Source organism: Pseudomonas sp. BT76 TE3572, from assembly GCF_050435365.1.
Lineage (GTDB): Bacteria > Pseudomonadota > Gammaproteobacteria > Pseudomonadales > Pseudomonadaceae > Aquipseudomonas > Aquipseudomonas fluorescens_W.
Window position 1 is genome coordinate 5405720 of the sequence record NZ_JBNDKE010000001.1, and the last position, 22806, is coordinate 5428525.

At 58.7% G+C, this 22806-nt stretch carries 17 protein-coding genes and 2 pseudogenes; 10 read left to right on the plus strand and 9 right to left on the minus strand.

What is annotated here, in order from left to right; all coding sequences use genetic code 11:
• Window positions 1-3: 3 nt before the first annotated feature.
• Window positions 4-1011: a cytochrome d ubiquinol oxidase subunit II gene (gene cydB, locus ABH912_RS24565; RefSeq protein WP_008149156.1), complete on the plus strand. Its 1008-nt coding sequence runs from the start codon at window positions 4-6 to the stop codon at window positions 1009-1011.
• Between the two features lie 57 nt (window positions 1012-1068).
• Window positions 1069-1239 carry a DUF2474 domain-containing protein gene (locus ABH912_RS24570; RefSeq protein WP_080932640.1) on the plus strand — a complete coding sequence of 57 codons (171 nt, stop codon included), beginning with the start codon at window positions 1069-1071 and terminating at the stop codon, window positions 1237-1239.
• An 83-nt stretch (window positions 1240-1322) separates the two neighbouring features.
• Here ABH912_RS24570 and ABH912_RS24575 read toward each other — a convergent pair whose 3' ends face one another.
• On the minus strand, window positions 1323-2447 hold the full coding sequence (locus ABH912_RS24575; RefSeq protein WP_429511858.1) for a methyltransferase: 1125 nt from the start codon (window positions 2445-2447) through the stop codon (window positions 1323-1325).
• 175 nt (window positions 2448-2622) lie between these two features.
• Complete coding sequence (locus ABH912_RS24580) at window positions 2623-3354, minus strand: autoinducer binding domain-containing protein (RefSeq protein ID WP_429511859.1); 732 nt, start codon at window positions 3352-3354, stop codon at window positions 2623-2625.
• Window positions 3355-3698: 344 nt separating this feature from the next.
• Here ABH912_RS24580 and ABH912_RS24585 point away from each other — a divergent pair, with 344 nt between their 5' ends.
• A complete protein-coding gene (locus ABH912_RS24585) occupies window positions 3699-4475 on the plus strand; it encodes a ferredoxin--NADP reductase (protein ID WP_033054254.1) in 777 nt (258 codons plus the stop codon).
• A 45-nt stretch (window positions 4476-4520) separates the two neighbouring features.
• Here the strand turns inward: ABH912_RS24585 and mscL are convergent, their stop codons facing one another.
• Window positions 4521-4934, minus strand: a complete 414-nt coding sequence (gene mscL, locus ABH912_RS24590) for a large-conductance mechanosensitive channel protein MscL (RefSeq protein ID WP_033054255.1) — start codon at window positions 4932-4934, stop codon at window positions 4521-4523.
• Between the two features lie 561 nt (window positions 4935-5495).
• Here mscL and radA point away from each other — a divergent pair.
• Window positions 5496-6863 (plus strand): DNA repair protein RadA, encoded by a 1368-nt coding sequence (gene radA / locus ABH912_RS24595; RefSeq protein ID WP_033054257.1) that lies wholly within the window; start codon window positions 5496-5498, stop codon window positions 6861-6863.
• Between the two features lie 322 nt (window positions 6864-7185).
• A pseudogene (locus tag ABH912_RS24600) lies at window positions 7186-8147 on the plus strand (IS110 family transposase).
• A gap of 29 nt (window positions 8148-8176) precedes the next feature.
• Here the strand turns inward: ABH912_RS24600 and ABH912_RS24605 are convergent.
• Window positions 8177-8545: a PilZ domain-containing protein gene (locus tag ABH912_RS24605; RefSeq protein ID WP_033054258.1), complete on the minus strand. Its 369-nt coding sequence runs from the start codon at window positions 8543-8545 to the stop codon at window positions 8177-8179.
• A 158-nt stretch (window positions 8546-8703) separates the two neighbouring features.
• Between ABH912_RS24605 and ABH912_RS24610 the strand changes: the two genes are divergently transcribed.
• From ABH912_RS24610 to yjiA, 3 genes are all read left to right on the plus strand, one after another.
• The gene (locus ABH912_RS24610) at window positions 8704-10770 is read left to right on the plus strand and encodes a carbon starvation CstA family protein (protein ID WP_429511860.1); all 2067 of its coding nucleotides are present in this window, start codon (window positions 8704-8706) and stop codon (window positions 10768-10770) included.
• A 14-nt stretch (window positions 10771-10784) separates the two neighbouring features.
• On the plus strand, window positions 10785-10982 hold the full coding sequence (locus tag ABH912_RS24615; protein ID WP_008154232.1) for a YbdD/YjiX family protein: 198 nt from the start codon (window positions 10785-10787) through the stop codon (window positions 10980-10982).
• A gap of 90 nt (window positions 10983-11072) precedes the next feature.
• Complete coding sequence (gene yjiA / locus ABH912_RS24620; RefSeq protein WP_429511861.1) at window positions 11073-12050, plus strand: GTPase; 978 nt, start codon at window positions 11073-11075, stop codon at window positions 12048-12050.
• 118 nt (window positions 12051-12168) lie between these two features.
• Here yjiA and ABH912_RS24625 read toward each other — a convergent pair whose 3' ends face one another.
• The 3 genes and pseudogenes from ABH912_RS24625 to ABH912_RS24635 all read right to left on the minus strand — a co-directional run bounded on the left by ABH912_RS24625 (window position 12169) and on the right by ABH912_RS24635 (window position 14997).
• On the minus strand, window positions 12169-12885 hold the full coding sequence (locus ABH912_RS24625; protein WP_429511862.1) for a GntR family transcriptional regulator: 717 nt from the start codon (window positions 12883-12885) through the stop codon (window positions 12169-12171).
• A gap of 25 nt (window positions 12886-12910) precedes the next feature.
• The gene (locus tag ABH912_RS24630) at window positions 12911-13615 is read right to left on the minus strand and encodes a FadR/GntR family transcriptional regulator (RefSeq protein WP_033054262.1); all 705 of its coding nucleotides are present in this window, start codon (window positions 13613-13615) and stop codon (window positions 12911-12913) included.
• Between the two features lie 67 nt (window positions 13616-13682).
• Window positions 13683-14997: pseudogene (locus ABH912_RS24635) on the minus strand (C4-dicarboxylate transporter DctA).
• Here ABH912_RS24635 and ABH912_RS24640 point away from each other — a divergent pair.
• The gene (locus tag ABH912_RS24640) at window positions 14996-15277 is read left to right on the plus strand and encodes a hypothetical protein (protein ID WP_429511863.1); all 282 of its coding nucleotides are present in this window, start codon (window positions 14996-14998) and stop codon (window positions 15275-15277) included. The pseudogene ABH912_RS24635 and the gene ABH912_RS24640 sit on opposite strands and share 2 nt — an antisense overlap.
• Here the strand turns inward: ABH912_RS24640 and glyA are convergent.
• Both glyA and ABH912_RS24650 read right to left on the minus strand, forming a co-directional pair.
• Complete coding sequence (glyA, locus tag ABH912_RS24645; RefSeq protein ID WP_033054266.1) at window positions 15274-16527, minus strand: serine hydroxymethyltransferase; 1254 nt, start codon at window positions 16525-16527, stop codon at window positions 15274-15276. The two genes, ABH912_RS24640 and glyA, sit on opposite strands and share 4 nt — an antisense overlap.
• 235 nt (window positions 16528-16762) lie before the next feature.
• Complete coding sequence (locus ABH912_RS24650; protein ID WP_429511864.1) at window positions 16763-20611, minus strand: sensor domain-containing protein; 3849 nt, start codon at window positions 20609-20611, stop codon at window positions 16763-16765.
• 285 nt (window positions 20612-20896) lie between these two features.
• Between ABH912_RS24650 and ettA the strand changes: the two genes are divergently transcribed.
• Window positions 20897-22561 carry an energy-dependent translational throttle protein EttA gene (gene ettA / locus ABH912_RS24655; RefSeq protein ID WP_429511865.1) on the plus strand — a complete coding sequence of 555 codons (1665 nt, stop codon included), beginning with the start codon at window positions 20897-20899 and terminating at the stop codon, window positions 22559-22561.
• The last annotated feature ends 245 nt before the right edge of the window (window positions 22562-22806 follow it).

A 22806-nucleotide genomic window follows, 5' to 3' on the forward strand; every position in this document is an offset into this window, starting at 1 on the left:
CTCATGGGTATTGATCTTCCGCTGATCTGGGCCGTGATCATCATCTTCGGCATCATGATGTACGTGGTCATGGACGGTTTCGATTTGGGGATCGGGATTCTCTTCCCGTTCATTCCGGGCAAGACCGATCGTGACGTGATGATGAACACCGTCGCGCCGGTCTGGGACGGTAACGAAACCTGGCTGGTGCTCGGCGGCGCAGCGTTGTTCGGGGCCTTTCCGCTGGCCTATTCGGTGGTGCTCTCGGCGTTGTACCTGCCGCTGATTTTCATGCTGATCGGGCTGATTTTCCGGGGTGTGGCGTTCGAGTTCCGCTTCAAGGCCAGGGACGACAAGCGCCATCTCTGGGACAAGGCGTTCATCGGTGGTTCGATTGCCGCGACGTTCTTCCAGGGCGTAGCGCTGGGGGCATTTATCGATGGGTTGCCGGTGGTCAATCGGCAGTTTGCCGGTGGCTCACTGGACTGGTTGACCCCGTTCACCCTGTTCTGCGGCGTGGCGCTGGTGGTGGCTTATGCGCTGCTCGGTTGCACCTGGCTGATCATGAAGACCGAAGGCAAGTTGCAGGAGCAGATGCATGACCTGGCTCGGCCGCTGGCTTTCGTGGTACTGGCGGTGATCGGTATCGTCAGCATCTGGACCCCGCTGGCCCACGCCGAGATTGCCGCTCGCTGGTTCACCCTGCCGAACCTGTTCTGGTTCCTGCCGGTGCCGATTCTGGTGCTGGTGACCATGTACGGTCTGATCCGCGCGGTGGCTCGCAATGCGCACTACACGCCATTCCTGCTGACGCTGGTGCTGATCTTCCTCGGCTACAGCGGTCTGGGCATCAGCCTGTGGCCGAACATCGTGCCGCCGTCGATCTCGATCTGGGACGCCGCCGCACCGCCGCAAAGCCAGGGCTTCATGCTGGTGGGCACGCTGTTCATCATCCCGTTCATCCTGGGTTACACCTTCTGGAGCTACTACGTGTTCCGCGGCAAGGTCACCCACGAAGATGGCTATCACTAGAGCACGCGACAGTGGCGCAGGGCTGATACCTGCGCCATTTCTTCAGAGGAGATTGCGATGAAGGCGGGTAAACATTCCTTGCAGGAAATCGAAGCAGCAGAGAAAAAGCCGCTCTGGCAGCGACTCGGCTGGCTGGCAATGATCTGGGCCGGCAGCGTTGTGGCGCTGTTCATCGTGGCCAGCCTGATGCGCATGTTCATGAATGCCGCGGGCCTGACGACCCACTGATTTTTTGCACCTGATCCCATCCCGTTGCCTTGCGGCACGGATTTACAACCCTCCTGTGCTGGAGGGTTTTTTTTTGCCTGGGATTATTTTCGGGCTTTAAGGATCACGAACTTGGGTGTGGCCGCCACTTGCTCGACACCGCGGAACAACCGAGCGAGCTTGCTGTGATATCCCAGATGACGGTTGCCGACGATGTACAACGCGCCGCCTACCACCAGCGCCTCTCGGGCTTGCTGGAACATGCGCCAGGCCAGGAAGTCGCCGACGACTTGTTGTTGGTGAAACGGAGGGTTGCACAGTACGACGTCCAGAGACTGAGGTTCCTGACCCGCCAAACCATCACCGGCACGTACAACCACTTCCCGGTCACCCAGCGCCACGCGCCAGTTTTCGGCTGCCGATTGCACGGCCATAAATGACTCGTCCACGAGCGTGTAGTGGGCCTCTGGGTTTTGCAGGGCGCTGGCGATGGCCAACACCCCGTTGCCACAACCGAGGTCGGCAACCCGCGCTGAGCCGAGGTTCGTTGGCAGGTGCGGCAAAAACGCTCGCGTGCCGATATCCAGCCCTTCGCGGCAGAACACATTGGCGTGATTCAGCAGTTCGATCTCAGGGGCGTCGAGTCGATAACGGGTCGGGTAGGGGGACACGACAGGCGCTTTGACTTCAGCGGTCGCGATCAATAACCGAGCCTTCTTCACCGCCAGCGAGGCTTGCACCGGCCCGATGTAGCGCTCCAGCAGATCGCCCGCGGCGCGGGGCAAGTGCTTGATCATCGCCGCAGCAATCACCTGAGCCCCCGGCGCCAGTTGACCCTGCAAACGAATCAGTTGTTCTTCCAGCAAGGCGAGGGTTTTCGGGACCCGGATCAGAACCCGGTCGAAAGGGCCTGAAAAGGCTTCGCTGGCCGGTACGCTTGGCACCGCATCAAACGCCTGGCCGTTACGGATCAGATTTTTTTCCAGCCCCTGAAAGGCCAGGAACGAGTCGCCGCTGCTGGTCACTTGAACCTTGCCCGCCAGGCTGGCGGCCAACGCGCCAAAGCTGTCGTTGAGCACCAGAACCCGAGTGTCGGCCGAGGGCTGTTGGTCGGCCAGATGGGTGAGCAGGTATTCGTCTGCGGCATCAAACGCTTGCAGCGGTTCGTTCTGCTGTTCGGGCTGGCGGATCAGGTCGAGTCGGGCGAAGGGTGTTTCGAGCAAGGGCATGAGGCGGGGCTCTGGGTAATCAACGGGGTCATCAACAGGTGTCCCGCAGCCCAAGGGCGTTGTAGCGGGCGAGACCGTCCGAGTGTACTGCGTCGTGAAGGTTCACACGTCAACACTCAAGAAGGACCGCAAATGGTACGTTTTTTTCTTTTGGATTACTTGCAGGTTTTTTGCGTCAGCGTATCGCGCTGCTTTTGAGAATACCGTCCCTGGTGGCGGCGATGACTGCGGAAATCTTGTTATTGACCCCCAGTTTCAGAATCGCGCTTTGCACATGAAAATTGACCGTGCGTGCGCTGAGATTGAGGATTCTGGCACTCTCATAGGCAGTCTTGCCATCCGCCGCCAGTTTCAATACATCAATTTCGCGGGGGGACAAATGCGGCACGGGTGGCTTCGCCGATTTCCTGGGCAGTGTCTGTGCGATCAACGCATGCAGGTGGCGCCCGATGAACACTGAAAAACCGAGGTTTTCATACAGCTCAAACGCAGTGATCGGGCAATGGCTTCTGGCCAGGCTCAGAATGCTGCAAGCACCACTGTCCTCGTCATGGACCGATTGCGACCAGCCGTGCTGCAATCCTTGTTTCTCAAGCGCGTCCCACAAGCACGGGGTCTTGGAAAAAAGTTCTTCGCTCCATAGGACAGGCAATCTGGAGTGATTGCAGTGAGCCACTATCGGGTCTATTGCGCTGAAATTTTTTTGTTCATATTCAATGTTCCAGTCCGTAGGGTAGTTGTTGAGCTGTACTGTATTAAAGTGGTCAGTTTTTATTTGGTATGTTGTTGAAAAGGCGAAAAATTTAAAGCCTATATTTTTCGCAAAACCCAGTGAAATCCGGTAGGCAATATCAATCTCCGTTGCCCGTGATAATTGGTTGAGTTGTGATTCCTTCCACCTCTCCATACTGTATCTCCAGGTGTGATGTTACTTGGGGGGTGCCTTTTTGGATCCAATGATCTGGCACGAGCCGAGTGTAGGATGTTTCCTATGTTTGTGTGAGACTTTTTGGCTTTGTTTGCGATTTTTAAGCAAGTATCTGGTTCTAACGTCATGGAGTACTGGCATAGATAACGAAATGTCGGGTTTGCTTAATCAGCCTTGGATTTATGTGTTAACCGGGTGGTTAATGTTAAGTCGTATTATGAAGTTAATGTGAATGAGTCCCTGGCTAAAGCCACTACAAATCACCGGTGTTTAAGCCCTCCGGTTTGCGGGACACTGTGGCTATCTGTTGAATGGAGCACCCCATGACCGCCAGCGCAGAAAAATTCACTCGCCAGACCTTGCTCGAGGTCCAGTCGCTGACCCCCAGTCTGTTCACACTGCGGACCACCCGGGATCCGGGTTTTCGTTTCCGTGCCGGGCAATTCGCCCGGCTGGGCGTTACCAAGGCTGATGGCAGCACCGTATGGCGCGCTTATTCCATGGTGTCGTCGCCCTATGACGAGTTCCTCGAATTCTTTTCCATTGTGGTGCCAGGCGGGGAGTTCACCAGTGAGCTGAGTCGGCTGGGCGTCGGCGATACGCTGCTGGTCGAGCGTCTGGCCTTTGGTTACCTGACGCTGGATCGCTTTGTCGACGGCCGTGATCTCTGGTTGTTATCCACAGGCACCGGACTGGCGCCGTTTCTGTCGATCCTGCAGGATTTCGAGATCTGGGAGAAATTCGAACGAATCGTCCTCGTCTACAGTGTGCGCGAAGCCCGGGAGCTGGCTTATCAGGACCTCGTCAGCGGGTTGGCCCAGCGCGACTATTTAGCGGAGTTTGCGCACAAGTTGCAGTTCATCACTACCGTCACGCGCGAGCAGCATCCTGGCGCGCTGAGCGGCCGGATCACTGCGCTGATCGAAAATGGCGAGCTGGAGCGGGCGGCAGGCCTGGCGCTGACGGCCGAGCACTCAAGGGTCATGCTCTGCGGCAATCCGCAGATGATCGATGACACGCGCAAATTGCTCAAACAACGCCACATGCACTTGAGCCTCAGTCGACGCCCCGGGCAAGTGGCAGTGGAAAACTACTGGTAAAAAAACGGCGCCTCAAGGGCGCCGTTTCTTGTTTGACTCACGCATTCAGGGCCGATTGTTCTGAGCCTTGAGCAGATCGCGGATCTCTTCCAGCAGCTCTTCTTCCTTGGTCGGAACCGGCGGCAGCGTTGGCGCAACGGCCTCTTCGCGTTTCAGGCGGTTGATGGCTTTGACGCCCATGAAGATCGCGAAGGCGACGATGATGAAGTCAATCAGGCTCTGGATGAATTTGCCGTACGCCAGCACTACCGCCGGGATATCGCCGTTGGCTGCTTTGAGCGTGACGGCCAGGTCACTGAAGTCCACCCCCCCGATCAGCAGGCCAATGGGCGGCATCACCACGTCGCCGACAAACGATGAGACGATCTTGCCGAAGGCGGCGCCGATGATGATACCGACGGCCATGTCGACCACGTTACCTTTGACCGCGAAGGCCTTGAACTCACTTATCACGCCCATAGGTTATTTCCTTGTTACAGATGAGGTTGGTGAATGCAGTGTAAATCAGCAGGATGCATCCTGCTCGAAACAACTGCTTACAGAGCTTGCCGGCTACCGACCTTCTCAACGGTAATCAGTCTGAAATGGCCATCAGTCTGCTCGGGGTAGCCGCTTTGGACTATGGCCTCTGCCCGCACTGGGTTGATGCAAGGCAATGTGCGGTACATGAAGTTTTTATATGTTTGGTTTGCAAGGTGTAAAGACTAACGCCTCAAACAAATTACCTGTGCTAAGTTTCAAAAGGCCATTATATTGCCATTGGGTTGGCTTAATAGTTGGGTTGTACGTTCGGGTTTTAAATGGCTAAGACTTGTACAGGTTTCGATTTTTGTTTCATTAGATAAAACTGGTATTTGGTTGGATATGTCGGAGTGGGAGGTTGTACAAGTTTTTATGATTGGTCATGCGGTAAATATGTTCCAGGGGCCGAACAAGTTGCCGCCGAAGATCCGCTGGGTAACTTCGCCGCGCTGATCCGCACCAGCTGAGCTATCATCGCGGTTTTTGCCGGGAGTTCAGATGGCCAAGGCCAAGCGCATGTACGGCTGCACCGAGTGCGGCTCAACCTTCCCCAAGTGGGCTGGCCAGTGCGGTGAGTGCGGGGCCTGGAACACCCTGACCGAAACCATGGTGGAGAGCGGTGGTGCCGCAGCCCCCAGCGGTCGCACCGGCTGGACCGGTCAACAGGCACAGATCAGGACCCTGGCCGAAGTCAGCGTCGAAGAGATTCCGCGCTTTTCCACAGCGTCCAGCGAGTTGGATCGGGTGTTGGGTGGCGGCCTGGTGGATGGTTCGGTGGTGCTGATCGGCGGTGATCCGGGCATCGGCAAATCGACCATTCTGCTGCAAACCTTGTGCAACCTCGCGAAAGTCATGCCGGCGCTGTACGTCACCGGCGAAGAATCCCAGCAGCAAGTGGCCATGCGCGCCCGCCGTCTCGGCTTGCCTCAGGATCAACTGCGGGTGATGACCGAAACCTGCATCGAAACCATCATCGCCACCGCCCGGCAGGAAAAACCCAAGGTGATGGTGATCGACTCGATCCAGACGATCTTCACCGAGCAACTGCAATCGGCACCGGGCGGCGTGTCCCAGGTCAGGGAAAGCGCGGCGTTGCTGGTGCGCTATGCCAAGCAGAGCGGCACGGCCATTTTCCTGGTCGGTCACGTGACAAAAGAAGGTGCATTGGCCGGGCCGCGAGTGCTGGAGCACATGGTCGACACGGTGCTGTATTTCGAAGGCGAATCCGATGGACGCTTGCGTTTGCTGCGGGCGGTGAAAAACCGTTTCGGCGCCGTCAACGAACTGGGCGTATTCGGTATGACCGACAAGGGGCTGAAAGAAGTCTCCAACCCTTCGGCGATTTTTCTCACCCGTGCCCAGGAAGAAGTGCCGGGCAGTGTGGTCATGGCGACGTGGGAAGGGACGCGGCCGATGCTGGTGGAAGTCCAGGCGCTGGTGGACGACAGTCACCTGGCCAATCCACGCCGGGTAACGCTGGGGCTGGATCAGAATCGACTGGCGATGTTGCTGGCGGTGCTGCACCGTCACGGCGGCATTCCGACCCACGATCAGGATGTGTTTCTCAACGTGGTTGGCGGGGTGAAGGTGCTGGAAACGGCCTCCGATCTGGCGCTGATGGCGGCGGTCATGTCCAGTTTGCGCAACCGGCCACTGCCCCACGATCTGCTGGTGTTCGGCGAGGTCGGGCTTTCCGGCGAAGTACGCCCGGTGCCGAGCGGCCAGGAACGTTTGAAAGAAGCCGCCAAACACGGCTTCAAGCGCGCCATCGTGCCCAAGGGCAATGCGCCTAAAGAAGCACCTCCGGGGTTGCAGATTATTGCCGTAACGCGTCTGGAGCAGGCGCTCGACGCGTTGTTCGAATAATCTGCCAGATAGTTCACAAACCCTGTGGGAGCGAGCTTGCTCGCGATAGCGGTTTAGCATTCAACGATGTTGTTGACTGATAGTCCGCTATCGTCGGAACGCCGCCCGGACCAAGCTCGCTTGTATGTTTAGACTTGAAGGGGTGGGCGTGACTAAAAGCTCGATTCCGACTCTAGCCAGTACGGACCGTGGGAGACTTCTCGTCCCGCCCTTTCTACCCAAAGCGCCGATAAGGAATTCATCGGTAAAACCGACGATAGAGGCAAGCCAGCGCAACGGTAGACCCCGACAAGCTCTTAAACCCTAGCTCCGAGGATTCGTCATGACAATCCTTACTTCGCAGACGGTTGTTGGCATCGATATCGCCAAGGCTGAAATAGTTGTCTATCGCTCCGACCTGCAATCCACTGACGCCATCAAGAACGATCGAACAGCCCTTAAACGCTGGCTTAAAACATTGCCCGCCCAAAGCGCTATCGCCGTTGAAGCCACCAACATCTACCACCTGGACACTGTCGAGCTGGCCCATGCGATGGGTCACCAGGTCTATGTCGTGGATGCTTATCGGGTAAGCAACTATCGCCGCGGCATCGGCCAGCGCGCCAAGAACGATCCCTGCGATGCCCGTCTGCTGGCGCGCTATTTGACGAACGAACAAGACGGACTACGGATCTGGAGCCCGCCACCCAAGGCCTACACCTCGCTGAAAAGCCTGCTCCACAGACGTGCAACGCTGATCCAGAACCATGCTGGCCTGATGCTGAGCTGGGCCAATGAACCCTTGTTGAAGAAAGTGCAGGCCGCCCAGCAAAAGGCCTTCAAGCAAGCGGATCAGGCCATTCAGAAACTGCTGCGCAAGGTCAGCAAAGAGGCGGGAATTGAAGAGAATATCGACCGCTGCAAAGCCATCGAAGGTGTTGGCGAACTGACTGCAACCGGGTTGGCGACGACCTTTATGCGCGGTGATTTTGCCAATAGTGATGCGTTCATCGCGTTTCTAGGGATGGACCTTACGGTCGATGACTCCGGGAAGAAGAACGGCCCCCGGCACCTGAGCAAAAAAGGGGATCCGGAAGTACGCCGGTTGGCTTACAACGCCGCAATGGCAGCCTGTCGCTCAGCTAAATGGAAACCGTTTTACGAGTCGTATTTGGCAAGAGGCTTCTCGAAAACCCAGGCATTGGTGGCCCTTGCCCGGAAACTCTGTCGGGTGGCATTTGCCCTGATGAAAAATCAGAGCGAATACCAGCCGGCCTGAAGTTGCAGGGTTGCCCTGCAACATAGAATCTCCCACAGGGATTTGCATCGTGTCATCAAATTTCGATCAGGGCGCCCAATTCGCGCTCCAGTTCCTCGGGGTCCCCCAAGTTGAATTCGATCAACCGCCGCAGGCGTTCGATGGATTCCAGGCTGATGTGTTTGCAGACGAAGCCGAGCTGGCCATGATCATTGTGGGTCAACACCACATCCATCTTGATCTCGACGTCTTCGTTGAGATGAATATCGACCAGAAAATGCCACTCCGGATTCCCCAGCCATGGCTCGGGCTTCTCGATCAGCAGCCCCTTCAGTGACAGGTCGATCAACTTCACCGGCCAGACGAATTCACCTTGGCTCAGCTCGGTTCGGGCATCGAACGCAATACGTTTGAAGCGGCGGCGATCGGTAGGGTGCTCGCTCATGGCGCAATCCTCGTAAATGTTCGCTGACTATAGACCCGCATTGTCAAAGGCTGCCAGCAAAGTGATGGCTCAACCTATGTCGGGGGATGGCCTTTGCGGCTGTTAGCGCTAAACTCGGGATGGCTGTCTTTCTTGTCCACCCTGGCTGGAATCATAAAATGAAAAATAATAATGGCCTGCTACGCCACCTACCCTGGCTACTGCTGGCGATCGTAGGGGCGTGCGCCCTCGGTGTAGTGGCATTGCGCCGAGGCGAGGCGATCAACGCCTTGTGGATTGTGGTCGCCGCCGTGGCCATCTATCTGGTTGCGTATCGTTACTACAGTCTGTTCATCGCTAACAATGTGATGCAACTCGACCCGCGACGGGCCACCCCCGCCGTGCTCAACAATGACGGTCTGGACTACGTGCCGACCAACAAACACATCCTCTTCGGTCACCACTTCGCGGCCATTGCTGGCGCGGGGCCGCTGGTCGGTCCGGTCCTGGCGGCGCAGATGGGTTACCTGCCCGGGACGCTGTGGCTGATCGCCGGCGTGGTGCTGGCCGGTGCCGTTCAGGATTTCATGGTCCTGTTCATGTCCACCCGCCGCAACGGTCGTTCCCTGGGTGACATGGTCCGTGAAGAAATGGGCCGCATCCCCGGCACCATCGCGCTGTTTGGCTGCTTCCTGATCATGATCATCATCCTCGCGGTGCTGGCGCTGATCGTTGTGAAAGCCCTGGCCGAAAGCCCGTGGGGGATTTTCACGGTGATGGCGACCATCCCGATCGCGATGTTCATGGGCATTTACATGCGCTACATCCGCCCGGGTCGCATCGGCGAAATCTCCGTGGTCGGTGTGCTGTTGCTGCTCGGTTCGATCTGGCTGGGCGGGCAGATTGCCGCTGATCCGTTCTGGGCCAAGGCGTTCAGCTTCACTGGCGTGCAGATTACGTGGATGCTGGTCGGTTACGGTTTCGTGGCCGCCTCGTTACCGGTGTGGCTGATTCTGGCGCCGCGTGACTACCTGTCGACCTTCCTGAAGATCGGCACCATCGTGGCGCTGGCGATCGGCATCCTGATCACCATGCCCGAGCTGAAAATGCCGGCATTGACCCAGTTCGTCGACGGCACCGGGCCGGTGTGGAAGGGCGGGTTGTTCCCGTTCCTGTTCATCACCATTGCCTGTGGCGCCGTTTCGGGTTTCCATGCGCTGATCTCCTCCGGCACCACGCCGAAACTGCTGGATAACGAGGTCAACGCTCGTTACATCGGTTACGGCGGCATGTTGATGGAATCCTTCGTTGCCATCATGGCCATGGTCGCCGCTTCGGTAATTGAACCAGGCGTGTACTTCGCCATGAACAGCCCGGCGGCAGTCGTCGGCGGTGACGTGGTAGCCGTGGCACAAACCGTCAGCAGCTGGGGCTTTGCAATCACCCCGGAAGCGCTGCAAGCGGTGGCCAAGGACATTGGTGAAACCACCATCCTGGCCCGTGCCGGCGGTGCGCCGACCCTCGCGGTCGGTATCGCGCAGATCCTGCACAGTGTCCTGCCGGGTGAAAACACCATGGCGTTCTGGTACCACTTTGCGATCCTGTTCGAAGCGCTGTTCATCCTGACGGCTGTGGACGCCGGTACCCGTGCCGGCCGTTTCATGCTGCAGGACTTGCTCGGTTCCTTCGTGCCAGCGCTGAAACGCACCGAATCCTGGACCGCCAACCTGATCGCCACCGCTGGTTGCGTGGCGATGTGGGGTTGGTTGCTGTACCAGGGCGTGATCGATCCGCTGGGTGGCATCAACACCTTGTGGCCGCTGTTCGGTATCTCCAACCAAATGCTGGCCGGTATCGCGCTGATGCTCGGCACCGTTGTGCTGATCAAAATGAAACGCCAGCGTTATGTCTGGGTCACCATGCTGCCCGCCGTGTGGCTGCTGATCTGCACCACCACCGCCGGCTTCATCAAGCTGTTCGATGCCAACCCGGCGATCGGCTTCCTGTCGCTGGCCAAGAAGTACAGCGATGCGCTGGCCAACGGTCAGATCCTCGCCCCGGCCAAGGACATTACGCAGATGCAGCACGTGATCTTCAACGCCTACACCAACGCAACGCTGACCGCGCTGTTCCTGTTCGTGGTATTCAGTATCCTGTTCTATGCGCTCAAGGTCGGTATTTCCGCCTGGGGCAGCAAAGAACGTACGGATAAAGAAGCGCCATTCCAGGCTCTGCCGGATGCGTAATCGAGGATTGCAGCGTGTTCAATGACCTGAGTCGCCTCGGTAAATACCTCGGTCAGGCCGCGCGCCTGATGGTCGGCATGCCCGACTACGACAATTACGTCGAGCATATGCAAACCAAACACCCGGACAAACCGGTGATGACCTACGAGATGTTCTTCCGGGAACGCCAAGAGGCTCGTTACGGTGGCAAGGGTGGGCCGAAGTGCTGTTGATCCGCTGACGGATCACAGTGTTTGAACAAAACGCGTCACGCCAGTCGTGGCGCGTTTTCATTTTTACGATCAGTTACGTTCGGGAGCCTTATGACCGAGTTGCAACCTATTCCCGTCACGATCCTCAGTGGCTTTCTCGGCGCGGGAAAAACCACGCTGTTGCGCTACCTGCTCAAAGCCGAGCACGGCCTGAAAATCGCCGTGATCGAGAACGAATTCAGCGACGCCGGTATCGACACCCAACTGTTGGGCGACGAACCGGTGCAAGTGATGACGCTGTCCAACGGCTGCGTCTGCTGCACCATCCACACCGATTTGACCAAGGCCTTGTACCTGCTGCTCGAACGCCTGGACAGCGGCGAAATCGCCTTCGACCGTCTGGTGATCGAATGCACCGGCCTGGCCGACCCGGCACCTGTGGCCCAAACCTTTTTCATCGATGAAGAGCTGCGCGAGCGCTACATCCTCGACGGCATCATTACCCTGGTCGATGCGGCGCACGCTGACACTCACCTGACTCAAACCATCGCCCAGGCGCAGATCGGTTTTGCCGACCGGTTGCTGGTGAGCAAACGCGATCTGGTGGACGAGGCGACCTTTAGCGCGCTGAGCGAGCGCCTGACCCGCATCAACCGTCGCGCACCGATCCGCGTGGTCGAGCACGGCAAGATCGATCTGGCCGAATTACTCGACGTGCGCGGCTTCAATCTCAATGCCGACCTGGGTGGCGGCGTCAGCCTGCGCCCGGTGAGCAAAGCGCCGTCCATCGACCGCATTTCCAGCCTGGTGCTGCGCACCGACAAGCCTCTGGATATCGATAAACTCAGCGAGTTCATGAACGAACTGCTGGAAGACCATGGCAAGCAATTGCTGCGCTACAAAGGCGTGTTGAACATCCTTGGCGAGCCGCGGCGCATGGTGTTTCAGGGCGTGTTGAAGTTATACGGATTCGATTGGGACACGGAGTGGGCAGACGATGAAACGCGCGAAAGCGTGATTGTGTTCATTGCCGATGATTTGCCGGAAGAGAAGATTCGCGAGGGGTTTGCGCGGGTAGCGGCGGAGTAAGCCCCGACATTCTCAGCGGACCTGATGCCGTCATCGCGAGCAGGTCGAATCGTCGCACCGTCGCTCCCACAGGGGAATGCATTTCAAATGTAGGAGCGAGCCTGCTCGCGATGGCGATCTAACCGGCAGCACGATTCGGGCTGGGAACCGATTCAGCGTTCAGCAATGTCATCTCAAGATAATCCAGATGCCGGCTCAATAGTGTCTCGGCCTTCCGGGCATCCCCGCGTTCAACCGCATCCAGAATCCCCTCATGCGCCTGCCACACGCAATAACCATCCGCCTGCGCATCAAACTGCGCAATCGCCAGTGAAGTCAGAGGCACCAGACTGCCAAGAAAATGCGCCAAAGGTGCATTCCCCGCCATTTCGGCCAACTGCAAATGAAACTCCCCCGACAATCGAATCGCCGGGCCACGCTGATCGCGCTCCAGACACCGGCGTTCACTGTCGATCAAGTCGCGCAGACGATTGAGGTCTTGCGGGCGAGGTTGCTGACAGGCCAGCCGTACCAGCGTGAGCTCGGTCAGTCGCCGGGCGTGAAGCGTCTGCCGAGTCTGCTCGACATCTGTCGCGGCGACGCGGGGACGATGATGGGTGCGAAGGATGATGATTTGCTGATGAGACAGGCGCGTCAGTACCTGGCGGATGCTGCTGCGGCTCACCCCGAACATGTCCCCCAGGCTTTCTTCGGTGAAGCGACTGCCGGGGATGATGCGCTGTTCGAGAATGGCATCGAATATCCGTGAGTAGAGATCATCCGCCGACGGCTTCCCGGTGTTCGCTCGCGGGAAGGGCAGGGCTGTGAGGGTTTGCGGTGAGGCGAAGCTGTTCATGGCCTGTCTCCAGTTCGAAGCGGACTCAACTGCCGAGGTTGTCGTCCGGAATATTCAATTCGATGCCCATCCGCTGGCCTTCCCGAAGGATGTGCCGACGCATCTCGGCGCTGGCCTGGGCGCTGTTTTTGCTGCGAATAGCGCGCACCACGGCTTCGTTCTCCTCAAGGCGCTCCGCCAAATGTTCCGGGGAGTTGCGCAGCACGTCGGCGCTTTGCTTGAGGGCGTTGCTGGTCTGTTGCACCACGCTCTGGAAAATCGGGTTCGAGGTCAGCGTGAACAGCTCTTCGTGGAACGCGATGTAGGCGTTCACCCCGGCTTCGCTGTCGTTGGCTTCCAGTGCTTCGCGCATGTCCATCAGGGTCAGGCGCAGTTGCCCGACTTCCTTGCTGCTGATCGACTGCGCCACCAGGCCGACAATGAACGGTTCAAGCGTGTAGCGCAGTTGCAGCACGTCTTCCAGGCTCGCACCGGCGACTGCGCTGTCGTGGCTTTGGCTGTCGCTGAGATTGGCCTCCAGCACCACCACGCCTTTACCCGGCATGGAACGCACCAGCCCGAGAGTTTCCAGCACGATGACGGCTTCACGCAGGCTCGGGCGGCTGATGCCCAGTTGTTCGGCCAGCTCACGCTGCCCCGGCAGCATCTCGCCGGAGCGCCACTGACCACGGGCCAAAGCGGCCCGGAGTTTTTCTACTACTGAATTCACAACGGTCGACGAGGTGATCACTGTTCGCTCCATGAGCATCCAAAACGATTGATGACCGTGCCTGCCCGTGGGCAGGCACGGCGGTTATTCAGAATTCCTGCTGATGTGCCGGGCCGACAGGCTTTCTCGGCTGGAAGGTATAACCCACCTGACCAGAAAGTACTTTGTTCGCCCGTTGGATATCGATGTCCTTTTCCCAGCGCGCGATGGCCACGGTGGCGACGCAGTTGCCGATCAGGTTGGTCAGCGCCCGGCCGATGCCCATGAACCAGTCCACTGCCAACACCAGCACCAGGCCAACCACCGGAATCGCCGGGATCGCCGTCAGTGTCGCCGCGAGAATCACCAGCGCCGAGCCGGGAATCCCGTGGGCACCTTTGGAGGTGATCAACGACACCAGCAGAATGGTCAGCAGGTCGGTCATGGCCAGCGGCGTGCCGGTGGCATTGGCGATGAACACGATGGCGAGGGTCAGGTAGATCGAGAAACCGTCCAGGTTGAACGAGTACCCGGTCGGAATCACCAGCCCGACCGTCGAACTGCCGATGCCCAGATGCTCAAGCTTGCGCATGATTTGTGGCAGCACGGCGTCGGAAGAAGCGGTGCCCATCACGATCAGCAGTTCTTCACGCAGGTACTTGAGCAACGGCCACATCCGCAGGCCGGACAGACGCATCACCAAGCCGAGAATCAGCGACACAAAACGCCACGCAGGTCAGGTAAAACAGGCCAACCAGGCTGCCCAGGTGTTGCAGCGAGTCCAGGCCATATTTGCTGGTGGTGAAAGCGATGGCGCCGAACACGCCGATCGGCGCCAGACGCACGATCATGCCCATGATGCGGAAGATCACGTGGCTCAGCTCATTGATCAGTCGGGAAATACCCGACGCTGCTTCGCCCACCAGGTTCAGCGCACTGCCGAACAGCACCGAAAACAGCAGCACTTGCAGAATATTGTTCTCCGCGAAGGCGCCGATGACCGAGGTCGGGATCAGGTTCATCAGGAACTGGGAGGTGGTTTGCATGTGCTGACCGCGCTGGGCTATGTCGCCCATGTCGGCAGCGGAAAGCTGATCCAGATGAATGTTCGCGCCGCTGCCGATGCCGGTGGTGAAAGCGAACACCAGACCAATCACCAAGGCGATGGTGGTCAGGATTTCGAAGTAGATCACCGATTTCAGGCCGATGCGTCCGACCTTCTTCAGGTCGCCGGCACCGCTGATGCCGCTGACCACTACGCAGAACACGATCAGACCGATGAGCATCTTGATCAGTTTGATGAAGCCATCACCGAGCGGTTTGAGCTGGGCGGAGTATTCAGGAAGGGTCAGCCCACAGACGATGCCGAGCACCAGTCCGAGAACCACTTGGAGGAAGATAGAACGCGAGCACCATCTGAGCATGGGAGGAATCCTGGTCGGTGTCCTGGCTGCCGTGCGCTTCGCGCATCAGATTCAGGACTTAATTATTGTGGTCTTACCGGTATGTCCAGTGCAGGCGCAGTCTAGGCGCTGTTTTTGGGTGATCGCAAGCAAATTTTCAGAAATTGGCATGACCGGTCTTACCAGTTGGGCGCAATGCCCCGACCTTGAGCCTTTTCGCTGTTTGAAAAAAATCGCGGGCATAAAAAAACCGGCCATCACTGGCCGGTTTTTCATTGCTGCGGTTCTGCGGGCTGATTAAGCGCCGTACACCGGCAGCTTCTTGCAGATGGCCTTGACCTTCTCACGAACGGCGTCGATCACCGCTTCGTTGTTCAGGTCCGCCAGGATGTCGCAGATCCAGCCGGCCAGTTCTTTGCACTCTGCTTCCTTGAAGCCACGAGTGGTCACAGCCGGAGTACCGAAGCGCAGGCCGGAGGTGACGAACGGGGAGCGTGGATCGTTTGGCACGGAGTTCTTGTTCACGGTGATGAACGCTTTGCCCAGAGCGGCGTCAGCGTCTTTACCGGAGATTTCCTGCTTGATCAGCGACAGCAGGAACAGGTGGTTCTGAGTACCGCCCGACACGACGTCGTAACCGCGCTCGATGAACACGCCGGCCATGGCCTGGGCGTTTTTCACCACTTGTTGCTGGTAAGTCTTGAACTCAGGTTGCAGTGCTTCCTTGAAGCAGATCGCTTTGGCGGCGATCACGTGCTCCAGCGGGCCACCCTGGGCGCCCGGGAATACGGCGGAGTTCAGTTTCTTCTCGATGTCGGCGTTGGCGCGAGCCAGGATCAGGCCGCCACGTGGACCGCGCAGGGTCTTGTGCGTGGTGGTGGTCACGACGTCGGCGAAAGGTACGGGGTTCGGGTAGACGCCAGCGGCGACCAGACCGGCCACGTGGGCCATGTCGACGAACAGGTAGGCGCCAACCTTGTCAGCGATTTCGCGGAAGCGCGGGAAGTCCAGAATCTGCGAGTAGGCAGAGAAACCGGCCACGATCATTTTCGGCTTGTGCTCGACCGCCAGACGCTCGACTTCGTCGTAGTCGATCAGGCCATTGCCGTCGATGCCGTACTGAACGGCGTTGTACAGCTTGCCGGAGGAGGAAACGCTGGCACCGTGGGTCAGGTGACCACCGTGCGCCAGGCTCATGCCCAGGATGGTGTCGCCCGCTTGCAGCAGCGCCAGGTAAACGGCGCTGTTGGCTTGCGAACCGGCGTGTGGCTGAACGTTGGCGTAATCAGCGCCGAACAGTTCTTTTGCACGGTCGATGGCCAGTTGCTCGACCACGTCGACGAACTCGCAACCACCGTAGTAGCGCTTGCCCGGGTAGCCTTCGGCGTACTTGTTGGTCAGTACCGAGCCTTGAGCTTCCATGACCGCAGGGCTGGTGTAGTTTTCCGAAGCGATCAGCTCAATGTGCTCTTCCTGGCGCTGAGCTTCTTGCTCCATGGCGGCAAAGAGATCGGCGTCGTACTTGGCAATAGTCAAATCACGGCTGAACATGGCGGTCCTCAGGGATCGGGGCAGAAAAGGGGGGCATTCTAACCCAATGGGTTTTAGATGGCATATGAAAGGACATCATGTCGCAGACAAGTGGGCTTCACGACGGGATCAGCGGTGATCGTGCTGGCCTGTGGCGAGGGAGCTTGCTCCCGCTGGGCTGCGAAGCGGCCCTAAAAATCTTGTGAGCGCTGCGCACTCAAGCGGGAGCAAGCTCCCTCGCCACAGTGATTGCGTTTCAGTCGAACATGAACAACGCATCATTGCTGAACTGCGCTTCAAACCGGTTCGCCGGCATCGGCCGGCCGAACAGATACCCTTGAACCTCGTCGCAACCATGCTCACGCAGGAAGTCGAGTTGCTCGTGGGTTTCCACGCCCTCGGCGATAACCGCCAGGTTCAGGCTGTGGGCCATGGCGATGATCGCGCGGGCAATCTGCGCATCCTGCTCGCCCGACGGCAGGCCGTCGACGAAGGTGCGGTCGATTTTCAGCACGTCGATGGGGAACTGCTTGAGGTAGTTGAGCGATGAGTAACCGGTGCCGAAGTCGTCGACCGCAATGCTCAGGCCGAGGTTTTTCAGCCCGGCGAGAATCTGCATCGCTTCGCTGACTTCGCGCATCAGGATACTTTCGGTCAGTTCCAGCTCCAGGCATGCCGGCGGCAGGCCGGTTTCCTTGAGGATGGTGGCGATCCGCGTCCCGAGTTGGCCGTCGGAGAATTGCCGGGCCGAAATGTTCACCGACACCTTCGGCACCCGCACCTTGGCCTGATGCCAGGCCTTGAGCTGACGGCAGGCCTCGCTGATCACCCAGTCGCCGACATCCACCACCAGGCCGAGCTCTTCGAGCACCGGAATGAAGTCTCCCGGCGGCACCAGACCGCGTCGCGGATGGCGCCAGCGCAGCAAGGCTTCGGCGCCGGTCAGGCGTTTGCCATCGCCGCTGAACTGCGGTTGGTAATAGAGGACGAATTCGTTCTGCTCCAAGGCGTGACGCAAGTCGCTTTCCAGTTCCAGACGCTCCAGGGCGCTGGCGTTCATGTCGGCCTGATAGAACTGGAAGTTGTTCTTGCCACGCTCCTTGGCGTGATACATCGCGGTGTCGGCGTTTTTCATCAGCTGGCTGAGTTCGTTGCCGTCCTGAGGGCTCAGGGCGATGCCGATACTGGCGGTGACGAAGAACTCGCGGCCTTCAAGCACGAACGGTTTCACCAGGCTGGCGAGAATCTGTTCGGCCACATGAATCGCCCGGTTCAAGGCAATTTCACGGTTGGCCCGCGGTTGCAGCAGCAAGGTGAATTCATCGCCGCCCATGCGCGCCACGGTATCGTCATCATCGACACAGCCGAGCAGGCGCGTGGCCATTTCCTTGAGCATGCGATCGCCAGCGGCGTGGCCCAGGGAGTCGTTGATCGGTTTGAAGCGGTCCAGGTCGAGGAACATCAGCACCACCCAGGACTTCTGCCGTTCGGCCGATTGCAGCGCCGTGTGCAGGCGATCCTGGAACAGTGTGCGGTTGGGCAGGTGGGTCAGGGCGTCGTAATAGGCGAGGCGGTGAATCCGCTGTTCACTGGCCTTGCGTTCGCTGATGTCGCTGAAGAAGCACACGTAGCTGGCCAGATCGCCTTCGTCATCCAGCACCGCCGTGATCCCGACCCAGGCCGGGTAATGCTCGCCATTGCGTCGTTTGAGCCAGACTTCGCCTTCCCACGTGCTGTGCTGATGCAATTGCTTGAGCACATAACGCAGATGGGCTTCCTGCTGATCGTCGACGGTCAGCATGTTCGGCAGTTGGTCGAGCACTTGCTCTACCGCATAACCGCTGACACGGCTGAAGGCTTCGTTGGCCTGGACGATGTAGCCGGCCGGGTCGGTGATCAGGATCGCCGAGGTCGAGTGCTCAAATACGGTCGCGGCCATGCGCAGGTCTTTTTCGGCCCGGCGTTGCTGGCTGATGTCGCGACCGACGCCCAGTACGCCTTCGAATGCACCGTGTTCGTCCCAGACCAGCACCAGCCGCAGTTCGATAGGAATCTTGCGTCCGTCGGCCCGCAGGCAGTCGAACAAAAACAGTTGGGTCTGCACCTGGCTGCGTAACAGCGCCAGTTGGTCGGGTTTGTTCAGCGCTTTGCTGACCCGGTCCATCAGGCTGTAAATGCCGGTCAGCTGTTGCGGGTTGGCGATGGTCGATTGCCAGCCGTTCTGGAAAATCCAGTCGACGTCGTAGCCCAGAACGGCTTGCACCGACGGGCTGACGTAATTGAGCGCCATCTTGCTGTCGGTTGAGAAAATCACGTCGCTGATGCTTTCGGCGAGCATCCGGTAACGCTGCTCGCTGTCGCGCAGGGACTCACTGGCTTCAATCTGATCGGTGATGTCCTTGGCCACGCCGATGATCCGCGTGACCTGATCATGCTTGTCCCGCGCCAGCGCCTGTTCGCGAATGTCGAAGCGCCGCCATTTACCGTCCCGGTGGCGGAAGCGCAGCTGGCATTGCATCAATTGTCTGTAACCCGCCTGGCGCTGGGTTTGGCGCGAGCGGTGGTAGAAGTCGGCATCTTCGGGGTGCAGCAGAATTTCCCAGAAATACTCGCCCATCTGGTGCAGTTCGGTACGGTTGTAACCGAGTGTCTGGCCCAGGTGGTGGTTGCTGTAAATCATTCGCTGGCTGATCACGTCCTGCACGTACAGATGATCCGGCACGGTGCGCACCACATCGGACCAGAATCCTTCGCGTTCCAGCAGCGACAATTCGACAAGCTTGCGGCTGGTGATATCGGTGATGCTCAGGATCACCGCTTTATAGTCGTCCTGGTCTTCCGGCAGACGCAGGACCAGCCACAAGTGCTGGTCACGGCCATTGGCGTCTTGCAGTTTGATTTCCAGCTCAAGCTGTTTCTGCTGGTTGAGCACCGCATCGAGTACTTGATTGCCGATGGCGGTGCCGTCCTGCGGGTTACCGTCGATCAGCAGTTTCCAGGCTTGATCGCACGTGCTGACGTTGAGCAGTTGCAGGGCGACCAGGTTGACTTCGGTGATGCGCAGTTCCTGCAGCAGGTGCTGGCGCTGTTCCGGTGTCTCGAGCCAGGCCTTCAGTTGTTCGCTGCTGTACAGCTGAGCCTTGTCGAAGAAGCTTTTGAGCCCGGACACGTCGAGTACACACAAGGCGACGCCGGTGCCTTCGAAAATATCCTGGTAGCGTCGACGGCCTTCATGCACCTGGCGTTGGCGGCGGCGCATATTCAGTAGGGCGATGAGCGGCAGGAGCGAGAAGGCCAGGCCCAGAAGGCATTTGCCGATGAACGCCGGCAGCAGCTGTTCGATCACCCTTTGCCGGTCGAACAACCCGCGCAGTTGCCAGTCGCTGCTGCTCAGGGGCACGGTCAGTACGCTGTTGGCCAGCTCATCCGGTGTCATCACTGCCGGAGTGGCTGAGAACTGCCCATCGTCGCGGCTGATGATCTGGTGATTGACGCGGTTTTCCACCACCCACAGCGGGCGAATACCGGTTTCGTTTTGTTTGGTCAGTGACGAGAAAAATGTCGGTGTCAGGCGCAGAACCCAGTAGCCGCGGGTGCTGCCGCTGGCTTGATGCAGCAGCAGATGCACTACCGAACCGTTATTGGCGTTGCTGAAATAATGGGCCTGGGCGCGACTGCGTCGGACCAGTTCGCTCAGGTAGTCGGCATCGTCGCTGTTGTCGGCGCTGTCGGTGAGGATTTTCCCGGAAGGGCTGAGCAACGCGAGGCTGCGCAGCTCGGGCAAGGATTTTTGCAGTTTGAGAAACAGCGCCTGCTGTTCGTCGGCGCTTTGCGGTTGTTCGACGATCGGTAGCAGGTTGAGGGCGATCTGGGCGTTGAGCGCCATGTTCAGGCTGACTTGCGAGGCCAGATCGGCGGTGTAGTCGATGGTGTACTGACGCTGGCGTTGTTGGGTATCGCGCAGTTGATCCAGCAACTGCCAGAACAGCAGCGCGAGCAACAACAGGACGAGCGCCGCCAGCGCGCCCTTCAAGGACCCACGCAGGGTTGAGCCGGTCGCAGGATTGAGTGCGCTCACGGACGATGAGGGAGTGACATTAGACAAACTGTAATCCTGCGGTTTGGCTGGACTGGCGCGACGTGCACTATAAGCCGGACGCCCGAAGGGCGGCTAGCATGCCCTGAGTTGTGGCAAAGTGCCAGACCCGCTCGGCTGGACTGCCTTCCGTCAATCAGGTAGCTTTGCCGGTTACGCGGGAGCGTTCCAGCTCCTAGAATCAGGCTTTTTCAGCGCGCACGTATTGATAGCTATCAATCGGACGACGCGCACGGCCTGGCCGGGCATCGCCTGCGCTCCAATCATTCATCTGTCACTGACCCAAGGTTCTCCATGGCTCAATACGTATTCACCATGCATCGGCTGGGTAAAGTTGTTCCGCCGAAGCGGGAAATCCTGAAAAACATTTCGCTGTCGTTCTTCCCGGGCGCCAAGATTGGCGTACTCGGCCTCAACGGTTCGGGTAAATCCACGCTGTTGAAAATCATGGCGGGCGTCGACACCGAGTTCGAGGGCGAAGCCCGTCCGATGCCGGAGCTGAACATCGGCTACTTGCCGCAAGAACCGATCCTGGACCCGACCAAGACCGTGCGTGAAGTGGTCGAGGAAGCGGTCAGCGTGATCAAGAACGCCCAGGCGCGCCTGGACGAGGTCTACGCGGCTTACGCTGATGAGGATGCCGACTTCGACAAACTGGCCGCTGAACAAGCCAAGCTCGAAGCCATCCTGCAGGCCAGCGACGGTCACAACCTGGATCGCCAACTGGAAGTCGCCGCCGATGCGCTGCGTCTGCCGGCCTGGGATGCCAAGATTGAATTCCTGTCCGGTGGTGAGAAGCGTCGCGTGGCCCTGTGCCGCCTGCTGCTGTCCGCCCCCGACATGCTGCTGCTCGACGAACCGACCAACCACCTGGACGCCGATTCCGTCGCCTGGCTGGAGCACTTCCTGCACGATTTCCCGGGCACCGTGGTCGCGATCACGCACGACCGTTACTTCCTGGACAACGTGGCTGGCTGGATCCTCGAGCTCGACCGCGGCGCCGGTATCCCGTACGAGGGCAACTATTCGGGTTGGCTCGAAGCCAAGTCCGATCGTCTGGCTGCCGAATCCAAGCAGCAGTCGGCCCACGAAAAAGCCATGAAGGAAGAACTGGAGTGGGTGCGCAAAGGCGCCAAGGCCCGCCAGTCCAAATCCAAGGCTCGTCTGCAACGCTTCGAAGAAATGCAATCGCAGGAATTCCAGAAGCGCAGCGAAACCAACGAGATCTACATCCCGGCCGGTCCACGCCTGGGCGACAAGGTCATCGAATTCAAGAACGTTTCCAAGGGTTATGGCGATCGCGTGCTGATCGACAACCTGTCGTTCTCCATGCCTAAAGGCGCCATCGTTGGCGTGATCGGCGGTAACGGTGCCGGTAAATCGACCCTGTTCCGCATGCTGATGGGCAAGGAAACGCCGGACTCGGGCAGCATCGAAGTCGGCGAAACCGTGCAACTGGCATGCGTCGATCAGAGCCGCGAAGACCTGGACGGCAGCAAGACTGTGTTCCAGCAAATCTCCGACGGTTCGGATCAGATCCGCATCGGCAGCTACGAGATCCCGTCGCGCACCTACGTCGGTCGCTTCAACTTCAAGGGCGGCGATCAGCAGAAGTTCGTCAAGGACCTGTCCGGTGGTGAGCGCGGTCGCTTGCACCTGGCCCTGACCCTGAAAGAGGGCGGCAACGTCCTGCTGCTCGACGAACCGTCCAACGACCTCGACGTTGAAACCCTGCGTTCCCTGGAAGAAGCCCTGCTGGACTTCCCGGGCGCTGCCATTGTGATTTCTCACGATCGGTGGTTCCTTGACCGCGTCGCGACTCACATCCTGGCGTACGAAGACGACTCGCAAGCGGTGTTCTTCGAAGGTAACTACACCGAGTACGAAGCCGATCGTCGCAAGCGCCTCGGCGAAGCGGCTGCTCAGCCGCACCGTGTACGGCACAAGAAACTGGCCTGATTTCAGGTTGGTTGCATGAAAAAACGGAGCCTTAGGGCTCCGTTTTTTTTGGTCTTTCAGTGGTGCCTCGGTGCGACATTCGCGAGCAAGCCCGCTCCCACAGGGGGAATGCATTTCAAATTGTAGGAGCGAGCCTGCTCGCGATAGCGGTGTTACTTATGGTGCAAAACTCACATTGTGAATCCCTTTTCAGGTGCAAAACCGGCCTGAAAATGGGGTTTATTTATATCCTGTGCACCATTTAA

Bases quoted from the DNA above. Each gene is read 5' to 3' on its own strand.
- cydB (WP_008149156.1), top strand. From the start codon at position 4: ATGGGTATTGATCTTCCGCTGATCTGGGCCGTGATCATCATCTTCGGC.
- ABH912_RS24570 (WP_080932640.1), top strand. From the start codon at position 1,069: ATGAAGGCGGGTAAACATTCCTTGCAGGAAATCGAAGCAGCAGAGAAA.
- ABH912_RS24575 (WP_429511858.1), bottom strand. From the start codon at position 2,447: ATGCCCTTGCTCGAAACACCCTTCGCCCGACTCGACCTGATCCGCCAG.
- ABH912_RS24580 (WP_429511859.1), bottom strand. From the start codon at position 3,354: ATGGAGAGGTGGAAGGAATCACAACTCAACCAATTATCACGGGCAACG.
- ABH912_RS24585 (WP_033054254.1), top strand. From the start codon at position 3,699: ATGACCGCCAGCGCAGAAAAATTCACTCGCCAGACCTTGCTCGAGGTC.
- mscL (WP_033054255.1), bottom strand. From the start codon at position 4,934: ATGGGCGTGATAAGTGAGTTCAAGGCCTTCGCGGTCAAAGGTAACGTG.
- radA (WP_033054257.1), top strand. From the start codon at position 5,496: ATGGCCAAGGCCAAGCGCATGTACGGCTGCACCGAGTGCGGCTCAACC.
- ABH912_RS24605 (WP_033054258.1), bottom strand. From the start codon at position 8,545: ATGAGCGAGCACCCTACCGATCGCCGCCGCTTCAAACGTATTGCGTTC.
- ABH912_RS24610 (WP_429511860.1), top strand. From the start codon at position 8,704: ATGAAAAATAATAATGGCCTGCTACGCCACCTACCCTGGCTACTGCTG.
- yjiA (WP_429511861.1), top strand. From the start codon at position 11,073: ATGACCGAGTTGCAACCTATTCCCGTCACGATCCTCAGTGGCTTTCTC.
- ABH912_RS24625 (WP_429511862.1), bottom strand. From the start codon at position 12,885: ATGAACAGCTTCGCCTCACCGCAAACCCTCACAGCCCTGCCCTTCCCG.
- ABH912_RS24640 (WP_429511863.1), top strand. From the start codon at position 14,996: ATGGGAGGAATCCTGGTCGGTGTCCTGGCTGCCGTGCGCTTCGCGCAT.
- glyA (WP_033054266.1), bottom strand. From the start codon at position 16,527: ATGTTCAGCCGTGATTTGACTATTGCCAAGTACGACGCCGATCTCTTT.
- ettA (WP_429511865.1), top strand. From the start codon at position 20,897: ATGGCTCAATACGTATTCACCATGCATCGGCTGGGTAAAGTTGTTCCG.